Source organism: Streptomyces sp. NPDC001832, from assembly GCF_040297265.1.
In the GTDB taxonomy this organism is placed as follows: domain Bacteria; phylum Actinomycetota; class Actinomycetes; order Streptomycetales; family Streptomycetaceae; genus Streptomyces.
Genome location: NZ_JBEOYU010000042.1, coordinates 1 through 20,899 on the forward strand (window position 1 = coordinate 1; position 20,899 = coordinate 20,899).

The 20,899-nt window shown below is 69.2% G+C and carries 18 protein-coding genes, 3 tRNA genes and 1 pseudogene; 12 read left to right on the forward strand and 10 right to left on the reverse strand.

Annotated elements, in window-relative coordinates:
- Positions 1-132 (reverse strand): helix-turn-helix domain-containing protein (locus ABT115_RS25260; RefSeq protein ID WP_351794121.1); only part of this gene is annotated, 132 nt, incomplete at its 3' end.
- A gap of 65 nt (positions 133-197) precedes the next feature.
- Between ABT115_RS25260 and tnpA the strand changes: the two are divergent.
- The 5 genes and pseudogenes from tnpA to ABT115_RS25285 all read left to right on the forward strand — a co-directional run.
- Positions 198-485 (forward strand): annotated as a pseudogene (tnpA, locus tag ABT115_RS25265) (IS200/IS605 family transposase); the annotation flags it as partial.
- A 214-nt stretch (positions 486-699) separates the two neighbouring features.
- On the forward strand, positions 700-1,950 hold the full coding sequence (gene purD / locus ABT115_RS25270; RefSeq protein WP_351794020.1) for a phosphoribosylamine--glycine ligase: 1,251 nt from the start codon (positions 700-702) through the stop codon (positions 1,948-1,950).
- 402 nt (positions 1,951-2,352) lie between these two features.
- Positions 2,353-4,107, forward strand: coding sequence for a M48 family metalloprotease (locus ABT115_RS25275; protein ID WP_351794023.1), 1,755 nt, complete (start codon positions 2,353-2,355; stop codon positions 4,105-4,107).
- 335 nt (positions 4,108-4,442) lie between these two features.
- A complete protein-coding gene (locus tag ABT115_RS25280) occupies positions 4,443-5,906 on the forward strand; it encodes a N,N-dimethylformamidase beta subunit family domain-containing protein (protein ID WP_351794025.1) in 1,464 nt (487 codons plus the stop codon).
- A 110-nt stretch (positions 5,907-6,016) separates the two neighbouring features.
- Positions 6,017-6,931: a phosphoribosylaminoimidazolesuccinocarboxamide synthase gene (locus ABT115_RS25285; RefSeq protein WP_351794027.1), complete on the forward strand. Its 915-nt coding sequence runs from the start codon at positions 6,017-6,019 to the stop codon at positions 6,929-6,931.
- A gap of 97 nt (positions 6,932-7,028) precedes the next feature.
- Here the strand turns inward: ABT115_RS25285 and ABT115_RS25290 are convergent.
- The 8 genes from ABT115_RS25290 to ABT115_RS25325 form a co-directional block, all read right to left on the reverse strand.
- Positions 7,029-7,101: transfer RNA gene (locus tag ABT115_RS25290), tRNA-Gly, on the reverse strand.
- 22 nt (positions 7,102-7,123) lie between these two features.
- Entirely contained in the window at positions 7,124-7,735 is a 612-nt protein-coding gene (locus ABT115_RS25295; RefSeq protein WP_351794030.1) for a response regulator, read from the reverse strand.
- The gene (locus ABT115_RS25300) at positions 7,732-9,063 is read right to left on the reverse strand and encodes a sensor histidine kinase (protein ID WP_502969161.1); all 1,332 of its coding nucleotides are present in this window, start codon (positions 9,061-9,063) and stop codon (positions 7,732-7,734) included. The genes ABT115_RS25295 and ABT115_RS25300 overlap by 4 nt, the downstream gene beginning before the upstream one ends.
- A 13-nt stretch (positions 9,064-9,076) precedes the next feature.
- Positions 9,077-9,847, reverse strand: coding sequence for an ABC transporter permease (locus tag ABT115_RS25305; protein ID WP_351794036.1), 771 nt, complete (start codon positions 9,845-9,847; stop codon positions 9,077-9,079).
- Positions 9,844-10,881: an ABC transporter ATP-binding protein gene (locus ABT115_RS25310; RefSeq protein WP_351794039.1), complete on the reverse strand. Its 1,038-nt coding sequence runs from the start codon at positions 10,879-10,881 to the stop codon at positions 9,844-9,846. Before ABT115_RS25310 ends, ABT115_RS25305 begins: the two co-directional genes overlap by 4 nt.
- Positions 10,882-11,024: 143 nt before the next feature.
- Positions 11,025-11,097: transfer RNA gene (locus tag ABT115_RS25315), tRNA-Gly, on the reverse strand.
- A 97-nt stretch (positions 11,098-11,194) separates the two neighbouring features.
- A tRNA-Gly gene (locus ABT115_RS25320) sits at positions 11,195-11,266 on the reverse strand.
- Between the two features lie 197 nt (positions 11,267-11,463).
- Positions 11,464-11,799: a histone-like nucleoid-structuring protein Lsr2 gene (locus ABT115_RS25325; protein ID WP_351794042.1), complete on the reverse strand. Its 336-nt coding sequence runs from the start codon at positions 11,797-11,799 to the stop codon at positions 11,464-11,466.
- 386 nt (positions 11,800-12,185) lie between these two features.
- On the opposite strand from ABT115_RS25325, the gene purS reads away from it, so the two are divergent.
- From purS to purM, 7 genes are all read left to right on the forward strand, one after another.
- Positions 12,186-12,446, forward strand: coding sequence for a phosphoribosylformylglycinamidine synthase subunit PurS (gene purS / locus ABT115_RS25330; protein WP_351794045.1), 261 nt, complete (start codon positions 12,186-12,188; stop codon positions 12,444-12,446).
- Positions 12,443-13,123 carry a phosphoribosylformylglycinamidine synthase subunit PurQ gene (gene purQ, locus ABT115_RS25335; protein ID WP_351794048.1) on the forward strand — a complete coding sequence of 227 codons (681 nt, stop codon included), beginning with the start codon at positions 12,443-12,445 and terminating at the stop codon, positions 13,121-13,123. The genes purS and purQ overlap by 4 nt, the downstream gene beginning before the upstream one ends.
- Positions 13,120-15,369 carry a phosphoribosylformylglycinamidine synthase subunit PurL gene (gene purL, locus ABT115_RS25340; RefSeq protein ID WP_351794051.1) on the forward strand — a complete coding sequence of 750 codons (2,250 nt, stop codon included), beginning with the start codon at positions 13,120-13,122 and terminating at the stop codon, positions 15,367-15,369. Before purQ ends, purL begins: the two co-directional genes overlap by 4 nt.
- Positions 15,370-15,586: 217 nt before the next feature.
- On the forward strand, positions 15,587-16,225 hold the full coding sequence (locus tag ABT115_RS25345; protein WP_351794054.1) for a TetR/AcrR family transcriptional regulator: 639 nt from the start codon (positions 15,587-15,589) through the stop codon (positions 16,223-16,225).
- A gap of 20 nt (positions 16,226-16,245) precedes the next feature.
- The gene (locus tag ABT115_RS25350) at positions 16,246-17,046 is read left to right on the forward strand and encodes a maleylpyruvate isomerase family mycothiol-dependent enzyme (RefSeq protein ID WP_351794055.1); all 801 of its coding nucleotides are present in this window, start codon (positions 16,246-16,248) and stop codon (positions 17,044-17,046) included.
- Positions 17,047-17,483: 437 nt separating this feature from the next.
- Entirely contained in the window at positions 17,484-19,010 is a 1,527-nt protein-coding gene (gene purF, locus ABT115_RS25355; protein ID WP_351794058.1) for an amidophosphoribosyltransferase, read from the forward strand.
- Positions 19,011-19,070: 60 nt separating this feature from the next.
- Complete coding sequence (gene purM / locus ABT115_RS25360; protein ID WP_351794061.1) at positions 19,071-20,144, forward strand: phosphoribosylformylglycinamidine cyclo-ligase; 1,074 nt, start codon at positions 19,071-19,073, stop codon at positions 20,142-20,144.
- 248 nt (positions 20,145-20,392) lie between these two features.
- Here purM and ABT115_RS25365 read toward each other — a convergent pair whose 3' ends face one another.
- Positions 20,393-20,650 carry a DUF3073 domain-containing protein gene (locus tag ABT115_RS25365; RefSeq protein ID WP_351794064.1) on the reverse strand — a complete coding sequence of 86 codons (258 nt, stop codon included), beginning with the start codon at positions 20,648-20,650 and terminating at the stop codon, positions 20,393-20,395.
- Positions 20,651-20,899 lie beyond the last annotated feature (249 nt).

Below are 20,899 nucleotides of genomic sequence, written 5' to 3' on the forward strand. Positions count from 1 at the left end.
CCCCTGCTCGCGGGCAATCTCCCGGGCCCTGAGGGCGTCGTTGTAGACCACCCGCGCGCACCCGAACGCCTGCGCCAACGCCGTGCGCTGACCGGTGCTCGGGTACAGGCGGAAGCTGTACCGAAGCTGCACTCCCCGCATGGTACGCAGTTGGTTTATGGGTATCGATGGGAACATTCGTACAGGCCGTCACTTTCATGCGGAGCGTGTGCGAGGACTTCGAGGCCGAGCTGGTGGAGTTCAACGGCGAGGCCAACCACGTCCACCTGCTCGTGAACTTCCCGCCGAAGGTCGCCGTCTCGAAACTGGTGAACTTCCTCAAGGGCGTGTCCTCGCGCAGGCTCCGCCAGGAGTTCCCCGACCTCGTCCGTCACTACTGGCGCGCACAGCGCCTGTGGTCCGGCTCGTACTTCGCCGGGTCCGTCGGCGGCGCACCGCTCAGCATCGTCAAGCAGTACATCGAGCAGCAGAACCGGCCGCTCTGACTCTGGTCAGCGTGAACAGTGCGGATCCGTGGACACAGCTGAGGTCAGAGCAGGCCAAAGATTTGCTTCACCACCGGGCTGAAGCCCGGTGCACTGCGAATAGCCCCGGTAGCAGCGAGTGACATGGTGCCCGGTTGCCCGCCACGGGCGCCTGGGGCGTCCACGGGGCGGCGTCCGTCAAGGCCGCCGCGCCCCGGCGGTTAGGCTGCATCCCGTGAAGGTCCTCGTCATCGGCGGCGGCGCCCGCGAACACGCCCTGTGCCGCTCTCTCTCCCTCGACCCCGACGTCACCGCTCTGTACTGCGCTCCCGGCAACGCCGGCATCGCGGAGGTGGCCGAACTGCACCCGGTCGACGCACTCGACGGCGGTGCCGTCGCGCGCCTCGCCACCGAACTGGGCGCCGAGCTGGTGGTCGTCGGTCCGGAGGCGCCGCTCGTCGCCGGCGTCGCGGACGCCGTGCGCGCCGCGGGTATCCCCTGCTTCGGCCCCTCCGGTGAGGCGGCCCAGCTGGAGGGCTCCAAGGCGTTCGCCAAGGACGTGATGGCCGGGGCCGGCGTCCCGACCGCCCGCAGCTACGTCTGCACCACTCCCGCTGAGATCGACGCCGCCCTCGATGCCTTCGGCGCCCCGTACGTCGTCAAGGACGACGGTCTCGCGGCCGGTAAGGGCGTCGTCGTCACCGACGACATCGAGGCGGCCCGCGCTCACGCCCTGGCCTGCGACCGTGTGGTGATCGAGGAGTTCCTCGACGGCCCCGAGGTCAGCCTCTTCGCCATCACGGACGGCACCACCGTGCTGCCGCTCCAGCCCGCGCAGGACTTCAAGCGCGCCCTGGACAACGACGAGGGCCCGAACACCGGCGGCATGGGCGCGTACTCCCCGCTCCCGTGGGCCGACCCCAAGCTGGTCGACGAGGTCATGCAGTCGGTGCTCCAGCCGACCGTCGACGAGCTCCGCCGCCGCGGCACCCCGTTCTCCGGGCTGCTGTACGCGGGCCTCGCGATCACGTCGCGCGGCGTGAGGGTGATCGAGTTCAACGCCCGTTTCGGCGACCCCGAGACCCAGGTGGTCCTGGCCCGTCTGAAGAATCCGCTGGCCGGTGTCCTGCTGGGCTCCGCCAACGGCACCCTGGACGAGCTGCCCCCGCTCAAGTGGCGCGACGAGGCCGCCGTCACCGTGGTCATCGCCTCGCACAACTACCCGGGTACGCCGCGCACGGGTGACCCGATCGAAGGGCTCGACGATGTGGCGGCGAAGGATGCCCCGCATGCGTACGTCCTGCATGCCGGGACCAGGCGGGACGGCGACAGGATCGTCAGCGCGGGCGGCCGGGTGCTGTCCGTGACCGCGACCGGCAAGGATCTCGCGGACGCCCGTGAGCGTGCCTATACGGCGGCGGCCCGGATCCGGCTCGATGGATCGCAGTTCCGTACGGACATTGCCCAGAAGGCCGCGGAGGCCTGAGGCGGGACCGGCCTGGACGAGACCGGATAGGACTGGACACCGGACCGGACTGGACCGGACGAATCCGCTCCGGACTGGACGGGTCCGCCCCGGCCGGCGCGCGGGAGCCGGGTACGTCGCTCGATCTGCCTGCCCCGGCCGCGACTCAAGCCCGCCTCCGAACCCCCGTCGACACCCACTGGCGCGTCGCTGCCCCAAGAACAGCGGCGCGTCAGCACCTTTACCCAAAGCCATTCCATCGAGTGACGGATGAGCTATCCGGATGACGCCCGCCGAGGCCCCAACTAGGGTGCGGCGCAAGCATTCCGGCACTTGGCTCACTGGCATTGCGATGTCAGTGACGGGTGCCACAGTGGGGGAGTGAACAACACCGCCGCGGGGCAGAGGGGGTGACGTCCGGCAGTGTCCGGTACCGGTACAAGTGAGGAGCTGGGTGCGCAGAGTGCGCGCGCCCGCGCTCTCGCTCTGCTGCGCATCCGCAGCAGAGCGACCGCCGCAGCCATCCTGCCGGCGGCGGTGGCCGTCGTTTTGCTCGTCGCGGGCGCACAGGGCCATGCCGTCGGCAGCGGCTGGGACACGGCGCGCTGGGCCGTGACAGCCTGCGCGGCCGTTGTGCTGCTGCTCGCCGCGGCGGTCGCGGTCGCGATCGTACGGGCGAGGCCGGCGGTCAGTCCGACCATCCCGCTCCCGGAGGACGCCGCCCCCGATCTCTACCGCCTGGTCAGGGAGCTGGCCGACCGGCTCGGGGTTCCCGCGCCCTCGGCGATAGCACTCACGCCCGACTGCGACAGCTGGCTGGAGGACCGCACACACCCCTCGGCGCAGCCCGGAGCGGATCAGGGAACGCGTTCCGCGAGCCGGGTCCGTCGTCGGGTCCGGGCGGCGCCCGTGCTGGTCATCGGTTCGCCGTTCCTGTGGTGGATGCGGGTCGCGGAGCTACGGGCGGTGCTCGCTCCGGTCGTAGCGGGCACGGGCCCCTCCGCGCATCCCGACATAGCCGCGGCGCGTCGTTTCGTACGAGGGCTGGACGGAGCGGTCGCCGACGCGGCCGTGCCCGTTTCCGGGCCGCTGTCCGGGGTGCGAAGAGTGCCGCGTGCTTTCGTCGGCAGGGTCGCCTTGTTGCTGCTGCGCAGCTGTCGCACCCATGCCGCGGAGATGGAGCGGGGCGTCGCCGCCGCCGCGTCGGTTCGTGCACAGGGTGTGGATTACGGGCTGCGGATCGTCGCCCAGGAGCAGGTCGGCCTCGCCTACGCGGGCTGGGACCGGTTGCTCACCCGCGTCGCGCTGCCCGCCTGGCAGATGGGTCGCTGGCCGTCCCGGCTGGACGCGGGTGTCGTGTCCGCCCTCACCGAACTCTCCCGTCGCGACCGGCTTGCCGGCGGATTCACCTCGCGGCTCGGCGAGCGCCCAGCCTGTGACCTCCTGGAGGAGCCGGGGGCGGCCGACGAGGCGGCATCGCTGCTGGCGGCCCGGCTCTTCCACGGCGGCCCGGCGCAGACCGGTCCCGACTGGTCGCCGGTCGACTGGCAGCAGTATCCGGAAGAGGTGGTCGACCGGAAATGGCGCACCGAGGCCGCACGCCTGCACCGTGTCCTCGACTCGATGGGTACGGTGCAGGCGTCGTCCGGCGGCGGCTTCTCGGACGATTCCGACGGTCCCGCGTTTCCCATCGACGCCTCTGTGCCCACGCTGGCCCGTGTCGTCGAGCATCTGGCAGGCCGGTGCGGGAGCGGCGAGGCGCTCGCGGCCGGGATCAGCGCGGCGGTGGCCCGTGAGGAGGCGGCGGCCGGGCAGCCCCCGGCCGGCGGCGCATCGAGCCCGACGGGCGCCCGGAGCGCCGCTCACACGGGCGGGGACGTGCTGGATTTCTGGGGCCCTGTCCCCCTCCCGATCTTTCCGCTCCAGCCACCCCGTACGGGTACGGAACTGCTCGCCGACCATGTCGCGGCGATGGTCTGCTGCGCCGCCGTCGACACGGCGGGTGCGGCGCCCGGACTCGACTGGCTCGACGGTCCGGCGCTGCTGGTCGACGGTGAGCGCCGGGCGGATCTGGGCAGTCCCGTCCTCAGCCTGGTGGAGGACGGGGACGCGGCGCCGCTGCGTTCCTGGCTCGCCTCGGTCGGCGTACGCACCGACAAACCCGTCCGTCTCGTCTGAACCACGGGGCCTCGGCAACTTCGACAACCTCGACAACCTCGACGACAGAGCTGAACCACAGCGTCCCCATCCTGCTCACAGACAACACCGCTGGGGTCGCTGCACCCCCAATACCCGGAAGAAAACGTTCCGTTCACGTCAATTCGCGACGAACGGTGATGGAGTGCATGCGTTATGTGATGTGCTGGGGATCGGCACTGACAGCCGGGGCGTCACTGTTGGCGCAGTCATGAGTACGACCGGTGACGATCTCCGTTGATCAGCGGCGGCGGTCAACTTCGTGACGACCAACTTTGTCTCGCTGTTGTCTCGGGGGACTAGGGGAGGGAAGCGGTATGGGGGCGGAGCAGATTCGCCGATGGGAGTCGGGTGCCCTCGCGCACGCCGTCTCCGACCCCTTCGGCCAGGGCCCGCTGCCCTGGCTGCGCGGCAGTGAGAACTACTTCGACGACACCGGACATGTCGTCCCCTGGTACGCGGACCCGACCCTGGCCCACAGCTCCACCGACGGCGGCACCCGTACGGCCGACGACGTGCACCGCCAGATCAAGGGCTTCATCTCCACTGGCGCCGCGGCCCCCGGAGAGGCGATCGACTTCCACATCACCGTGGACCCGCCCCAGCAGTTCTCCGTGGACATCTACCGCATCGGTCACTACGGGGGCGACGGCGCCGCCAAGATCACCACGAGTCCCCGGCTCTCCGGCATCGTGCAGCCCGCCCCGCTCACCGCCGACCGCACGGTCTCCTGCCACCACTGGTGGCAGTCCTGGCGGCTGCAGATCCCCACCTACTGGTCGATCGGCGCGTACGTCGCCGTGCTCACCACGGTCGACGGACACCGCTCCCACATCCCGTTCACGGTCCGCGACGACCACCCGGCCGATCTGCTGCTTGTCCTGCCGGACATCACCTGGCAGGCGTACAACCTCTACCCGGAGGACGGCCGCACCGGCGCCAGCCTCTACCACGCCTGGGACGAGCAGGGCCGGCTCCTGGGCGAGGAGGACGCCGCAGTCACCGTCTCCTTCGACCGCCCGTACGCGGGCGCCGGTCTGCCGCTCCACGTCGGTCATGCCTACGACTTCATCCGCTGGGCCGAGCGCTACGGCTACGACATCGCGTACGCCGACACCCGCGATCTGCACGCGGGCCGGATCGACCCGGGCCGCTACCGGGGCCTGGTCTTCCCCGGCCACGACGAGTACTGGTCGGCGCCCATGCGCCGTACCGCCGAACTCGCCCGCGACGGTGGCACCTCGCTCGTCTTTCTCTCCGCCAACACCATGTACTGGCAAGTCAGCCTCTCCCCGTCACCGTCCGGCGTCCCGGACCGCCTGCTCATCTGCCGCAAGCGCCGCGGCCCGGGAAAGTCCGCGCTCTGGCGCGAGAGCGACCGCCCCGAGCAGCAGCTTCTCGGCATCCAGTACGCGGGCCGGGTCCCCGATCCGCACCCCTTGGTCGTACGGAACGCCGAGCACTGGCTGTGGGACGCGACGGGCGCCGGCGAGGGTGACGAGATCGACGGCCTGGTCGCAGGCGAGGCCGACCGCTACTTCCCGCGCACCGCACTCCCCGAGCACGAGAGCCGCATCCTGCTCGCCCACTCCCCGTACCAGGACAGCGAAGGAACCGAGCGCCACCAGGAGACCTCCCTGTACCGGGCCCCGTCCGGCGCACTCGTTTTCGCATCCGGCACCTTCGCCTGGTCCCCGGCGCTGGACCGCCCCGGCCATGTGGACCCCCGCATTCAGCAGGCCACCGCCAATCTCCTCGACCGCATCTGCAAACGCGCCTGAAACGCCTCCGAGGTCACGGCACTCGACGCCACGGACGCCCCCGCTCCGCCCCACTGCACCCGATACGGGAGAATCGGAACGACTCCTGGATCAACCTACGCGGAGGCAGCGTGTCCGGATTTGTAGAAAAGCCCGAGCCAGTGCAGGTCCCGGGGCTCACCCACCTCCACACCGGCAAGGTGCGCGACCTGTACCGGAACGAGGCCGGCGAGCTCGTCATGGTCGCCAGCGACCGCATGTCCGCGTACGACTGGGTCCTGCCCACCGAGATCCCGGACAAGGGCCGCGTCCTCACCAGGCTCTCCCTGTGGTGGTTCGACCAGCTCGCCGATCTCGTTCCCAACCACGTGCTGTCCACGGAGCTGCCCGCCGGAGCCCCCGCCGACTGGGAGGGCCGCACGCTGGTCTGCAGGTCGCTGCGGATGGTCCCGGTCGAGTGCGTTGCCCGCGGCTACCTCACCGGCTCCGGGCTCGTCGAGTACAACGAGTCCCGTACGGTCTGCGGCCTCGCCCTTCCCGAGGGCCTCGTCGACGGCTCCGAACTCCCCGCGCCGATCTTCACGCCCGCCACCAAGGCGGCCGTCGGCGACCACGACGAGAACGTGAGCTACGAGGAGGTGGCACGGCAGGTCGGCGCGGAGACCGCTGCCCAGCTGCGCCGCGCCACGCTGGATGTGTACGGCAGGGCCCGCGACATCGCGCGTGAGCGCGGGATCATCCTCGCCGACACGAAGTTCGAGTTCGGTTTCGCCCCCACCGCCGACGGCGGCGAGGAACTGATCATCGCGGACGAGGTGCTGACGCCGGACTCCTCCCGCTTCTGGCCCGCCGCCGACTGGGAGCCGGGCAGGCCCCAGCCCAGCTACGACAAGCAGTTCGTCCGTGACTGGCTGACCTCGCCGGCCTCCGGCTGGGACCGCAAGAGCGAGCAGCCGCCCCCGGCGTTGCCCCAGGAGATCGTGGACGCGACCCGGGCGAAGTACCTGGAGGCGTACGAACTCCTCACCGGCACACCCTGGCGGTAACAACCTCCCCCACGATAGGCAGTGGGTGAGGTCGTAACCAGCTTGCGGAACACGAAGAAGCCCCCGGTCGAAAGGCCGGGGGCTTCTTGCTGAACAGAGCGGACGACCAGGTTCGAACTGGCGACCTCAACCTTGGCAAGGTTGCGCTCTACCAACTGAGCTACGTCCGCAAGCGCCGAAGCGCGAGGACCACTATACCCATCCACGCTCGCGTGCGAGACGCACCGCCGCGTGACGGTTTTCCGCCCCGAGCTTCGCCGCGGCCGCCGAGAGGTAGTTCCGCACGGTTCCCTGCGACAGCGACGCCCGCTCCGCGATCTCCGCGACGGGGGCTCCGTCGGCCGCCAGCTCCAGCACCTCGGCCTCGCGTGCGGTCAGCGGCGAGTCACCGGCGGAGATCGCGTCGGCCGCCAACTCCGGGTCCACATAACGGTTTCCGGCTTGCACGGTACGGATGATCCCGGCCAGCTGCCGGGCGCTGACGGTCTTCGGTACGAAGGCCCGCACGCCCGCCGCGAGTGCCCGTTTCAGATGTCCCGGCCGACCGTGACTCGTCACGATCATCGTCCGGCAGCCAGGCAGTTCGGCCCGCAGCGATGTGGCAACACTCACGCCGTCGGCGCCCGGCATCTGCAGATCGAGGACCGCCACATCGGGGCGATGGGCTCGCGCCATGGCCAGGGCCTCCGGACCGGTTGCCGCCTCCGCGACCACTACGAGGTCGTCCTCCAGGGCGAGCAGCGCGGCCAGCGCGCCCCGGATCAGATGCTCGTCGTCGGCGAGCAGCACTCGTACAGCCGTCATCGTGGTTCCTCCCGAGGGGCAGGGGGCATGGCTGTGGCTGTAGCGCGGGCCGGAGCAGGAGCTGGGACCTTATCCCTATCCCTATCCGCAGTCGCTGTTGCCGCCGCGACCGTGCGCGACAGCGGGACCGTGGCCGTCAGCCGGAACAGCCCCTTCCCCGCAGGACCCGCGTCCAGCGAACCGTCGAGTGAGTGAAGCCGTTCCCGCAGCCCGGCCAGCCCGGAGCCGCCCGGCCCGGCGGCGGACTGCGGCGTCCCGTCGTTCTCCACATCCAGCACCACCACGTCCCCCGAAACGCGGAGCCGGATCGTGCAGTGCCGCGGATCGCCGTGCCGCAGCACATTGGTCGCCGCCTCCCGCACCACCCAGCCGAGCGCCGACTGCACGGGCGCGGGCAGCGGGTGGCCGTCATGGCTCTCCACCGCGCACTCGATCCCGGCCGCCCGCAGCACGCTCCGCGCGCCCACGAGTTCGGTGCTCAGATCGGCCTCCCGGTATCCCCGTACGACATCGCGCATCTCCTGCTGAGAGGCGCGGGCGATGCGCATGATTTCGGTCATCTGGTCCACGGCCGCCGGTTTGCCGCGTTGGGCCAGCTCCACCGCCAGCTCGCTCTTCAGCGCGATCACAGCCAGATTCCGGCCGAGGACATCGTGCATGTCCCGGCCGAACCGCAGCCGCTCCTCGGCGACCGCCAGCCGTGTCTCCATCTCCCGCGCCTCGCGGAGCTTCCACATCACCCCCAGCGTCCAGGCGGACATCCGTGTGGTGACGGACATCAGCCCGCTGGCGAACGCCGTCGAGAAGGCCGCGCCGGTCATCTGCGGACCGCCGCCGCCGAGCAGCCCCACCGCGGCGCACACCCCGGCCGAGACGGCGGCCTGCTGCAGCACCGACACCCACCCCGGCACGATGAGCACGAACGCGCAGGAGAACGGCACCACACAGGCGCTGAGCGCATATCCCAGCTCGGGGAATTCGCGGATTCCTGCGCATCGGGCGAGGGCCAGCATCGCCGCCACGTTCGCCACCAGTGATACGGCTCCGGCGACGACCAGCCGCCGGTCCACGGTGCACCGGCCCAGATACCTCCCCAGCCCTCCGGCGGTCAGCATGGTCCCGCAGACCCCCTGGGCAACCGCGAGGACGATCACCCCGGCGATCAGCGCGGCCGGCGCGGCACCGCGCACGGACTGGGGCAGCGCTATCAGGACCTGGACGACCACCGCGAGCCACACCAGCCCGTACAGCGTGCCGCGCGTGGACAGGTCGACCTTGTCGAACCCGCTCAGGCCGCGCCAGCCCCCCGTTCGCCACCGCACCCTCACGGCGCAATCCTCCTCATCGTCGAGGTTCCCAGCGGAACCACCGCCGCACAGCAAAAACGGCGAGCACCGTCCAGGCCACTGCGGCCAGCCCCGCCCCGAGCAGGTCTTGCCCATCGGCCCCGCCGAGCCAGCCCGCCCGCACGAGCGTCATCACCCCCGTCAACGGCAGCATTTCGCACACGGAAGCCACCCGGTCCGGCAGGACCTCAAGCGGTACGAAGAGTCCGGAGCCGACCATCGAGACGAGGAACAGTGGCAGCGTGGTGATCTGCGCCGTCTGTACGGTCCGGGTCACCGCGGAGGTGGCGGCGGCCAGCGCTGTCAGTAGCACCACGCCCAACAGCAGTCCCGCGACGAGCAGTTCGGGTCGCTTCGGCGCACCGAGGCCGAAGAGGACCGCACCGGCCAGGACCATCAGCACCGTCTGCGCCAGCGCCAGCGCAACCGACGGCAGCGCGGTCCCGGCGAGGATCTCCCGGTCGGTGATCTCACCGGTACGCAGCCGCTTCAGGACGAGGTCCTCGCGCCGCGCCACATACGCGGCAACCAGGTTCATGTACACGACCTGCATCAGCACCATGCCGATGCCGCCGGTGAGTGCCGCTCCGGCGACGGTCAGCCCGGTCCCGGCCAGATCGATCTGGTCCAGCGTCGACTTCATCGCCGCGACCATCGCCATCGGCACCAGCAGCGCGACGAAAATCGCCGTTCGGTTCCGGGCGAGGAGGGTCAGCTCGGCCCGCCCGAGTGCGTTCAGCCGTCCGGACATCGTTGTGCCGGTCATGCGGCATCATCCACCTTCCGCGTATCCGGCTCCGACGCGCTCTGCGCGATATCGAGAAATGCCTCTTCGAGAGAGGCCGACCGGGCGTCGAGCCCGAGCAGTGCCACGTCCGACTCCCGTGCCCAGGACAGCAGTTCGCCCAGCGATTCCTGCAGCCGGTGGGTGCGGATCTCGACCTTTCGTCCGTCGGCCGCTGCCCGCAGCGTCAGCGGCAATCGCGCCGCCGGGACTCCTTCGGGCAGCTCGAACCGGATGCGGGCGGGGCGGGCCGCCGTCACCTCGGCCGTGCTGCCCGCCGTGACGATCTGTCCCCGGTGCATGATCGCCAGCCGGTCGGCGAGCGCTTCGGCCTCCTCCAAGTAGTGCGTGGTGAGCAGTACGGTGATCCCTCCGTCGCGCAGCTCCCGCACCAACTCCCAGGTATCGCGCCGCCCCTCGGCGTCGAGTCCGGTGGTCGGCTCGTCCAGGAACAGCACCTCGGGACGGCCGAGCAGCGCCAGTGCGAGGTCGAGGCGCCGTCGTTCGCCGCCGGAGAGCTGCTTGACCCGTACACGTGCCCGGTGGGAGAGCCCCACCAGGTCCAGCGCCTCCCCGGTCGGCCGGGCGCCGGTGGTACAGCCCGCCCACATCCGTACGGTCTCGGTGACCGTCAGCTCGGACGGGAAGCCGCCCTCCTGGAGCATCACCCCGATCCGGGGCCGGACGGCGGCTCGTTCGCGATACGGGTCGTGGCCGAGCACCCGCACCGTGCCGCCGTCGGGCCGGGCCAGGCCCTCCAGCAGTTCGACCGTGGAGGTCTTTCCGGCACCGTTCGTACCGAGCAGGGCGAAGAGTTCACCGCGCGCCACGGAGAAGGAGACACCGGTCACGGCCTCGAAGCCGCCGACGTAGCACCGCCGCACACCGCTCGCCTCGATCACGGAATCGATCGAGGGATCGGTTCCGGAGCCGGCCCCTGATCCGGTCGTGGAATCGGCTGTGATGTCCGCCACGGCGGCGCCCGCTCGGTCGCTGGGAATGTCGTCGCTGGTCATGCCTACATATTTCCGCCGGATCCCTGCCGCGAGCAGTGCGAGCTGTCACCACTGCTCATGACAAACGTCATGGGGCAAGGGGAACGATGGGGAATACGTCAAAGGCCCTGATCGATATCGACCAGGGCCTTTGACCAATCAAGAGCGGACGACGAGATTCGAACTCGCGACCCTCACCTTGGCAAGGTGATGCTCTACCAACTGAGCCACGTCCGCATTGCTGCCGCTCATTGTACTCCCTTGAGGAGATCCGCTGGGCGGTGCGAGCACTACTCTACCCGATTCACCGGAGTGGTCGGTAAGAGCGATGCAGAGCGGGTGACAGGAATTGCACACTGCGCCTTCCCCCTGGAAGGGGGATGTTCTACTACTGAACTACACCCGCACGCTGCGTGAGGTTCGGCTTTGCGGCCTTGCCCCTCGGCGTGCTCCAGACTTTAGCCGACCTGCAGGGGTGTAGCGCAAGTCGGTGGGCGTGGGGTGTCGCCGAGGGGTGCGCCGGAGCGTTGGCGAGCGTTCGCCGACCAGCCCCGGCGCACCCCTCGGCGAACGGTCCGGGCGACCTGTCCGCGGGCCGGGTGCTCAACTGGCTTCGCGGAACGCCTCGTAGACCTTCTTGGGGATCCGGCCGCGGGCCGGCACCTCCATCTGGTGGGAGCGCGCCCAGGCGCGCACGGCCGCCGGGTCCGGTGCGAGTGAGGTGCGCCGGTGCGACGCAGCGGCCTTGCCGCGCTTACCGGCACTTGTCTTCTTTCGGCCGGCTGCCATGTACGGCGCCAGGACCTTGCGCAGTTTCTTTGCATTGGACTGATTGAGGTCGATCTCGTACGACTTCCCGTCCAGGGCGAAGGTAACCGTTTCCGCCGCTGCTCCCCCGTCGATGTCGTCGAAGAGCGTGACCACTACGCGCTGAGCCACGGATATCGGTCCTTTCTTGCGGCATCGGCACGTCTGGTACATGTGCTGATGCCGGCCTTCCGGCTGGTAGGCGGATGCGATTCGACCGGTGTCGACTGTTTACCGGGCAATGCTGCATTCCCCGGTAATCATTTGTACAGCGGTGGGTGCCGCATTGTGAAGCCCGCCCAATTACCTCCGCGTGTCAGTCTTCTATGTGTGCCGTCGGTGAGGATTTTTTGTGCAGGACTTTTCCCGTGTGTTGTTGCCGTCGATATCTGGGCGTGACCGAGGGCGCTCGATATCTACCCGCGTAGAAATTCTGGCCAGGTAGGCTGAGGGGACCTGCGGGGGTCTGGGGAGCCCCCCAGAGAAACAGCCGCACCACACCACCACCGGGAGTGCCAGTGGCACGCGTCGTAGTCGACGTCATGCTCAAGCCCGAGATCCTCGACCCGCAGGGACAGGCGGTGCAGCGCGCACTGCCCCGTCTCGGCTTCGAGGGAATCGCGGACGTACGTCAGGGAAAGCGTTTCGAGCTCGAGGTCGAGGGGCCGGTCGACGCCGCCGCCCTCAGCCGTATTAACGAGATGGCCGAGACTTTCCTCGCCAACACCGTCATCGAGGACTTCACCGTGCGGGTGGAGAAGGCCGAGGAGTCGAAGTGACTGCTCGCATCGGAGTCGTCACCTTTCCCGGCACGCTCGACGACAAGGACAGCCTGAGGGCCGTACGGGTCGCGGGCGCCGAACCCGTATCGCTGTGGCACCGTGACAAGGACCTGCACCAGGTCGACGCGGTCATCCTGGCGGGCGGCTTCTCCTACGGCGACTACCTGCGGGCCGGAGCCATCTCCCGCTTCTCGCCGGTCATGGAGACCGTCATCGCGCAGGCCAGGGCAGGGATGCCGGTCCTGGGTATCTGCAACGGCTTCCAGATTCTGACCGAGGCGCATCTGCTGCCCGGCGCGATGCTGCAGAACAACCACCTGCACTTCATCTGCCGCGACCAGAAGCTGCGCGTCGAGAACACGGAGACGGCCTGGACCTCGGACTACTCCGCGGGCCAGGAGATCTCCGTACCGCTCAAGAACATGGACGGGCGTTACGTCGCCGACGAGCGCGTGCTCGACGAACTGGAGGCGGAGGGGCGGGTCGCCTTCCGCTACCTGGACATGAACCCCAACGGCTCGCTGCGCGACATCGCCGGCATCACCAACGCCGCGGGCAATGTCGTCGGTCTGATGCCGCACCCGGAGCACGCCGTCGAGCCGCTGATCGGAACCGGTCGTACCGACGGCCTCGGTTTCTTCACCTCGATCATCAAGAAGCTGGTCAACGCATGAGCCTGGATACGGTCAAGCACGCGGCCGAGACCCCGGACGTCGCGCAGCCCTGGAAGGAGCTCGGCCTCAAGGAGGACGAGTACGCCCGGATCCGCGAGATCCTGGGCCGCCGTCCCACCGGGGCCGAGCTCGCCATGTACTCCGTGATGTGGTCCGAGCACTGCTCGTACAAGAGCAGCAAGGTCCACCTCAAGCAGTTCGGCGAGAAGGTCCCCGTCAACGACGCGATGCTCGTCGGCATCGGCGAGAACGCCGGTGTGGTCGACGTCGGTCAGGGTTACGCGGTCACCTTCAAGGTCGAGTCGCACAACCACCCCTCGTACATCGAGCCCTACCAGGGCGCGGCGACCGGTGTCGGAGGCATCGTCCGCGACATCCTCGCCATGGGTGCCCGCCCGGTCGCGGTCGTCGACCCGCTGCGCTTCGGCGCGGCCGACCACCCCGACACCAAGCGCGTCCTGCCGGGCGTCGTCGCCGGTATCGGTGGCTACGGCAACTGCCTGGGTCTGCCGAACATCGGCGGCGAGGTTGTCTTCGACGCCTGCTACCAGGGCAACCCGCTGGTCAATGCCGGCTGCATCGGCGTGATGAAGCACGAGGACATCCACCTGGCCAAGGCCTCCGGCCCCGGCAACAAGGTGATCCTGTACGGCGCCCGCACCGGTGGCGACGGCATCGGCGGTGTCTCGGTGCTGGCCTCGGAGACCTTCGACGACACGAAGCCCGCCAAGCGCCCCGCCGTCCAGGTCGGCGACCCGTTCCAGGAGAAGCTCCTCATCGAGTGCACCCTGGAGGTCTTCAAGGAGAAGCTTGTCGCGGGCATTCAGGACCTCGGCGGCGCCGGTCTCTCCTGCGCCACCTCCGAGCTGGCCTCGGCCGGATCCGGCGGGATGCGCGTCGAGCTGGACACGGTCCCGCTGCGTGACTCCTCTCTCTCGCCCGAGGAAATCCTCATGAGCGAGTCGCAGGAGCGCATGTGCGCGATCGTCGAGCCGCAGCACGTCGAGCGCTTCCTGGAGATCTGCGAGAAGTGGGACGTCATCGCCACCGTCATCGGTGAGGTGACCGAGGGCTCGCAGCTGGAGATCTTCTGGCACGGCGAGCAGATCGTGGACGTGCCGCCACGGTCCGTCGCCCACGAGGGTCCGACGTACCACCGCCCGTTCGCCCGCCCGTCCTGGCAGGACGCGCTGCAGGCCGACGACGCGGGCAAGCTGGCCCGGCCGGCGGACGGTGCCGAGCTGCGCGAGCAGGTCCTCAAGCTGGTCGCCTCGCCGAACCAGGCGTCGAAGTCCTGGATCACGGACCAGTACGACCGGTTCGTGCAGGGCAACACCGTGCTCGCGATGCCCGAGGACGCCGGCATGGTCCGGATCGACGAGAAGTCGAACCTGGGCGTGGCCATGGCGACCGACGGCAACGGCCGGTACGCCAAGCTCGACCCGTACACCGGTGCGCAACTCGCGCTGGCGGAGTCGTACCGCAATGTCGCCGCCTCCGGCGCCAAGCCGCTCGCGATCTCGGACTGCCTGAACTTCGGTTCGCCCGAGGACCCGGATGTCATGTGGCAGTTCGCCGAGGCCACCCGTGGTCTCGCGGACGGCTGCCTGGAGCTGGGCACCCCGGTCACCGGCGGCAATGTGTCGCTGTACAACCAGACCGGTGAGACGGCCATCCACCCGACGCCGGTCGTGGCCGTGCTCGGTGTGATCGACGATGTCACCCGGCGTACGCCGGTCGCCTTCGCGGAAGAGGGGCAGCTCCTCTACCTGCTGGGCGACACGCGTGAGGAGTTCGGCGGCTCGGCCTGGTCCGAGGTCATCCACGACCACCTGGGCGGCATGCCGCCCAAGGTCGACCTGGGCCGCGAGAAGCTGCTCGGCGAGATCCTGATCTCGGCCTCCCGCGACGGCATGATCGACGCGGCGCACGACCTCTCCGACGGCGGTCTGATCCAGGCGGTCACCGAGTCCTGCCTCCGCGGCGGGAAGGGTGCCCGGCTAGTCGTGCCGGACGGTCTGGACGCGTTCACTTTCCTCTTCTCCGAGTCTGCGGGGCGCGCGGTCGTCTCCGTTCCGCGCAGCGAGGAGCTCCGCTTCAACGACATGTGCGGGGCGCGGGGTCTGCCCGTCGCCCGTATCGGTGTCGTGGATGGCGAGGAGATCGAGATCCAGGGCGAGTTCAGCATTCCGCTGAGTGAGCTGCGCATGGCGCACGAGGAGACCATTCCGGGTCTGCTCGCCTGACGCCTGATCCTGTTCGAGGACGGCCCCGCCCGGTTCATGGGCGGGGCCGTCCTCGGTCTGTTCTGTTCGGCGGATCCGGAGCTTTGGGAATTCTGCCGAGCCGACTGAGCATTTCCGGGCGGTGGGCTATCAGGGTGCGGATTGTGGACAGCCGCGTGAAAATACATCGGGTCAAAATTTGATCTGGGATCAATCTTCATCTTGGTACAGTGATGCTATGACTGAGGGGATGAGTCTGCGCGAGCGCAAGAAGCTCCGGACGCGACGCCGTCTGCTGACCGCGGCCACCGAGCTCTTCGCCGAACGCGGCTTCGACAAGGTCTCGGTCGCCGAGATCGCCGAGGCGGCCGAGGTGTCGAAGATGACCGTCTTCAACTACTTCGCCAGCAAGGAGGACTTGGTCCTCGCTCCCATGGAAGAGCACATCGGCGATGTCGCGCGGGTAGTACGGGACCGGGTCACCGGCGAGTCGGCGGCGGCCGCCGTGCGGCGTCAGTTCCTGGCAGCCATCGAGGCCCGTGACCCCTCCGCCGGGCTGAGCGATGCCCCGGTGGCGCTCGGGCTGCGCCGACTGATCCAGGAGACCCCGGCGCTGCTCATCCGGGCCCACGCGTTCTCCATGCGCTCTTTTGACCTGCTCGCCGAAGTCCTGGTCGAGGAGGGGGAGGATCCGTCCATCGCCCGGATCGCGGCCGCCCAGCTGATCAGCACCCGCAACGCCCTCATCACCGCGAATCAAATGAGGCTGCTGGCGGGGGAGTCGGCGGACGCGGTTGCGCCGGATGCCGTCGCGCTCGCCGAGCGCGGTTTCGACCTGCTCGACAAGGGACTGGGCGGCTTCGCGACCAGGTCCTGAGGCCGTTAGGGTCCTGGAACATGCCGCCGTCCCAGAAACGAGCCCGCCGCTACGACCCGGTCAGGACCCGCACCGCGGTCCTGGCGCAGTTCGCCCATGTCCGGGAAGCCGTCAGCGCCCTGACGCCCGAACAGCTCGCGCTGCCGACCCGGCTCGGGGACTGGACCGTGCGCGAACTGGCCGCCCATCTGACCATGGCGCTCTCGCACGTCACGCGGTATCTGGAGCTGCCCGAACCCGCCTCGCCCAAGCCCGGTCTGACGCTCCTCGAATGGCCGTTCTCGACCGCGAACCGGGCCGCCCGCATCGCCGACGACACCAAGGCGCTCGCCGCGGACCGTCCGGACCTGGACGCGCTGTACGGGGAGGTCGCGGGGCGGTTCGAGGAGTTGGTGCCCAAGGCCCCCGAGGAGCGGCTGCTGCCGACCAGGGTCGGCACGATGCGGCTGGCCGACTTCCTGGTCACGCGTACCGTCGAACTCGTCGTGCACACCGACGATCTGAACGAGGCGGCCGGCCTCGGCATCCCGTACGACCGGCAGGCGCTCGCCGCCTGCACCCGGCTGCTCGCCGACGCCCTTGCGGAGAAGGCGCCGGGCGGCTCGGTCGAGGTGCGCGTCCCGCCGTTCGCCGTCGTTCAGTGCGTCCAGGGCCCCAAGCACACCCGCGGTACGCCGCCCAATGTCGTCGAGACCGATCCGCTCACCTGGATCCGGCTCGCCACCGGGCGTACGGAGTGGGCCCGGGCGCTCGACGCGGCGAAGGTCGGCGCCAGCGGTGAGCGGGCCGATCTCGCCGCGCTGCTGCCACTGATGCAGTGAGGGGGAAACCGGACGACTGCCCGGACCTTCCCAGGGTCATGGGGAATCGGCGTACGGCCGTTGGAGTCCTGGCCCTCCTTGCCCGGGCCTCCGAGAAGCCGCATACCGGGCTCTTGGGTGTGAGGCTCGCCACGCAACGGACGTTCGGCCGGACTCTGCGCCTGAGGACTGATCGGCTCACCGAGCGCCACCATCCGGCGGGCCGATCCCCATGCTCCGAGTGGCCAGAACTGGTCGGTAACCGGCCACTGGTCCGGGCGACCTCTGCCCTGTGGCCGTTCCGCACCCCCATCCCACCACCTCACCGCACCCCAAAACACTCACTCCGAGTGACCGCACGAACCGGCCCTCGAGCCGCCCTTGGGAGCGCTTCCCCGGTGCTCGGGCCCGGTATCCCGAATTCGGACCAGTGGTCGATCTCGCCTACACTCGGTGGCGTGCCCCGTGGTGATGGACGACTCAACCACGACCTGCTCCCCGGAGAGAAAGGCCCCCAGGACGCTTGCGGCGTCTTCGGTGTCTGGGCTCCGGGTGAAGAGGTCGCCAAGCTCACCTATTTCGGACTGTATGCCCTGCAGCACCGTGGACAGGAGTCCGCGGGCATCGCAGTGAGCAACGGGTCCCAGATCCTGGTCTTCAAGGACATGGGACTGGTCTCGCAGGTCTTCGACGAAACGTCTCTGGGATCCCTCCAGGGCCATATCGCGGTCGGTCATGCCCGCTACTCCACCACCGGTGCCTCGGTGTGGGAGAACGCGCAGCCGACGTTCCGTGCGACCGCGCACGGCTCGATCGCCCTGGGTCACAACGGCAACCTGGTCAATACGGCCCAGCTCGCCGAGATGGTCGCCGACCTTCCCCGCAAGGACGGCCGCGCCACCCAGGTCGCCGCCACGAACGACACCGATCTGGTGACCGCGCTGCTCGCCGGCCAGACCGATGAGGACGGCAAGCCGCTCACCATCGAGGAAGCCGCCGCGAAGGTGCTCCCCGATGTGAAGGGCGCCTTCTCCCTCGTCTTCATGGACGAGCACACCCTTTACGCGGCCCGCGACCCGCAGGGCATCCGCCCGCTGGTTCTCGGCCGTCTCGAGCGTGGCTGGGTGGTGGCCTCCGAGTCCGCCGCCCTCGACATCTGCGGTGCCAGCTTCGTCCGTGAGATCGAGCCGGGCGAGCTCGTCGCCATCGACGAGAACGGCCTGCGATCCTCACGCTTCGCGGAAGCGAAGCCCAAGGGCTGTGTCTTCGAGTACGTCTATCTGGCCCGCCCCGACACCGACATCGCCGGGCGCAACGTCTACCTCTCCCGCGTGGAGATGGGCCGCAAGCTGGCCGCCGAGGCCCCCGTCGAGGCCGATCTGGTCATAGCGACTCCGGAGTCCGGCACCCCCGCCGCCATCGGTTACGCGGAGGCCAGCGGCATCCCGTTCGGCTCCGGACTGGTGAAGAACGCCTATGTCGGCCGGACCTTCATCCAGCCGTCCCAGACCATTCGCCAGCTGGGTATCCGCCTCAAGCTGAACCCGCTCAAGGAAGTCATCAAGGGCAAGCGCCTGGTGGTCGTCGACGACTCGATCGTCCGCGGCAACACCCAGCGCGCGCTGGTCCGGATGCTCCGCGAGGCCGGCGCCGCCGAGATCCACATCCGTATCTCGTCCCCGCCGGTGAAGTGGCCCTGCTTCTTCGGCATCGACTTCGCGACCCGCGCCGAGCTGATCGCCAACGGCATGACGGTCGACGAGATCTGTACGTCGATGGGTGCCGACTCGCTCGCGTACATCTCGCTGGACGCGATGATCGAAGCGACGACGATCGCCAAGCCGAACCTGTGCCGTGCCTGCTTCGACGGTGAGTACCCGATGGAGCTGCCGGACCCGGAGCTGCTCGGCAAGCAGCTGCTGGAGACCGAGCTGGCGGCAGGCCCTGCGGCAACCGCCGCGTCCGACGCCCTGCGTCGTCCGTGACGGCCCAGCCGTACAACCCTGGCCACCAGCCCCGTATTTCCACACGAAAGACCCCAGGCAATGTCTGAGACAACAGGTGCTTCCTACGCAGCAGCGGGCGTCGACATCGAGGCCGGCGACCGTGCCGTCGAGCTGATGAAGGAGTGGGTGAAGAAGACGCAGCGCGCAGAGGTCGCGGGCCTCGGCGGCCTCGGCGGCTTCGCCGGACTCTTCGACGCCTCGGCCCTCAAGCGTTATGAGCGTCCGCTGCTCGCCTCTGCCACCGACGGGGTCGGCACGAAGGTCGACCTCGCCCGCAAGATGGGCGTGTACGACACCATCGGCCGCGACCTCGTCGGCATGGTCGTCGACGACTTGGTCGTCTGCGGTGCCGAGCCGCTCTTCATGACCGACTACATCTGCGTCGGCAAGGTGCACCCCGAGCGTGTCGCGTCCATCGTGAAGGGCATCGCCGAAGGCTGTGTCCTCGCCGGCTGCGCCCTGGTCGGCGGCGAGACCGCCGAGCACCCGGGTCTTCTCGGTCCGGACGACTTCGATGTCGCGGGCGCCGGTACGGGCGTGGTCGAGGCCGACCATCTGCTCGGCCCGGAACGCATCCGTAAGGGTGACGTCGTGATCGCCATGGCGTCGTCCGGTCTTCACTCCAACGGGTACTCGCTCGTCCGACACGTGGTCTTCGACCGGGCCGGCTGGGCGCTGGACCGCGAGGTCGAGGAGTTCGGCCGGACGCTCGGCGAGGAGCTGCTGGAGCCCACCAGAATCTACTCGCTGGACTGCCTGGCCCTCACCCGTACGACCGAGGTGCACGGCTTCAGCCACGTCACCGGCGGCGGCCTCGCCAACAACCTGGCCCGGGTCATCCCGGACGGACTGCACGCCAGGGTCGACCGCTCCACCTGGACGCCCGGCGCGGTCTTCGACCTGGTCGGCAAGGCGGGTCAGGTCGAGCAGCTGGAACTGGAGAAGACGCTGAACATGGGCGTCGGCATGATCGCGATCGTCCCGGCCCAGTCCGTGGACGCCGCGCTGACGACGCTGGCCGACCGCGGGGTCGAGTCCTGGGTCGCGGGCGAGATCACGGAGCGCGGGGCGCACACCTCAGGTGCGGAGCTGGTGGGCGGCTACGCGCGATAGTGCGGAGCGGAAGGGTGGTGACCGGGGACGCCCGGTTGCCGCTCCGTCGTCGGACGCCGGACGGGCCCGATGTGCGGAGCAATGCCCTCGATCGCAGGGCGGGCCGACTTCTTCCGCTCGGCGTGGAGCTCGAGTCCACCGTCGTCCGCAGCCGGGGACCGAAGTCCGCCCGAGCGGCCGGACCGGATCGGGGTAGCACAGAACCCGGTCCGGGACGGGCCCGGACCGGGTTCTGTGTCAGCGCGAGGTCAAGCGCCGCGGCGCTGTGACGACGGACTGGACTGATGATCGTCCTCGTCCTCGTCCTCGTCGTCGTTGTACAGATCCGCGTACTGTGCGTACGGGTCATCTTCCTCGTCGTCCTCGAACGGCTCTGCGTTCGGTGGTTGACTCGAAGGCGATGCGCCCAGCTCATTAGCCAGACGCGACAGGTCAGTCCCGCCGGTGCTGTACTTCAGCTGGCGGGCGACCTTTGTCTGCTTGGCCTTTGCCCGGCCGCGCCCCATGGCTCGACCCCCTCGGTGACGGGGCTCGACGGCCCCAGAGTCTTGACACGCGTTCATGTTTCAGGACGGACTCTCGGCAGAGAGACCGTGCCCGTAGAGCTTTAACGGTACCTGCTTCCGCCACCATACGGTACGCCGCCCGCATCACGTGCCCTGGAAGAGGACAGGCGAGAAGCCCCGTCCTCGCTGGTCAACTGCGATTTTAACCTCTTCTTGGCACGCGACCCGCCGACCGGCGTGAGTCTTGTC

What these genes read in the sequence shown, in the direction of transcription:
- purM (WP_351794061.1), top strand. Translation starts at nt 19,071, where the DNA reads ATGTCTGAGACAACAGGTGCTTCCTACGCAGCAGCGGGCGTCGACATC.
- ABT115_RS25305 (WP_351794036.1), bottom strand. Translation starts at nt 9,847, where the DNA reads ATGACCGGCACAACGATGTCCGGACGGCTGAACGCACTCGGGCGGGCC.
- ABT115_RS25310 (WP_351794039.1), bottom strand. Translation starts at nt 10,881, where the DNA reads ATGACCAGCGACGACATTCCCAGCGACCGAGCGGGCGCCGCCGTGGCG.
- purL (WP_351794051.1), top strand. Translation starts at nt 13,120, where the DNA reads ATGAGCCTGGATACGGTCAAGCACGCGGCCGAGACCCCGGACGTCGCG.
- ABT115_RS25345 (WP_351794054.1), top strand. Translation starts at nt 15,587, where the DNA reads ATGACTGAGGGGATGAGTCTGCGCGAGCGCAAGAAGCTCCGGACGCGA.
- ABT115_RS25295 (WP_351794030.1), bottom strand. Translation starts at nt 7,735, where the DNA reads ATGACGGCTGTACGAGTGCTGCTCGCCGACGACGAGCATCTGATCCGG.
- ABT115_RS25350 (WP_351794055.1), top strand. Translation starts at nt 16,246, where the DNA reads ATGCCGCCGTCCCAGAAACGAGCCCGCCGCTACGACCCGGTCAGGACC.
- ABT115_RS25280 (WP_351794025.1), top strand. Translation starts at nt 4,443, where the DNA reads ATGGGGGCGGAGCAGATTCGCCGATGGGAGTCGGGTGCCCTCGCGCAC.
- ABT115_RS25365 (WP_351794064.1), bottom strand. Translation starts at nt 20,650, where the DNA reads ATGGGGCGCGGCCGGGCAAAGGCCAAGCAGACAAAGGTCGCCCGCCAG.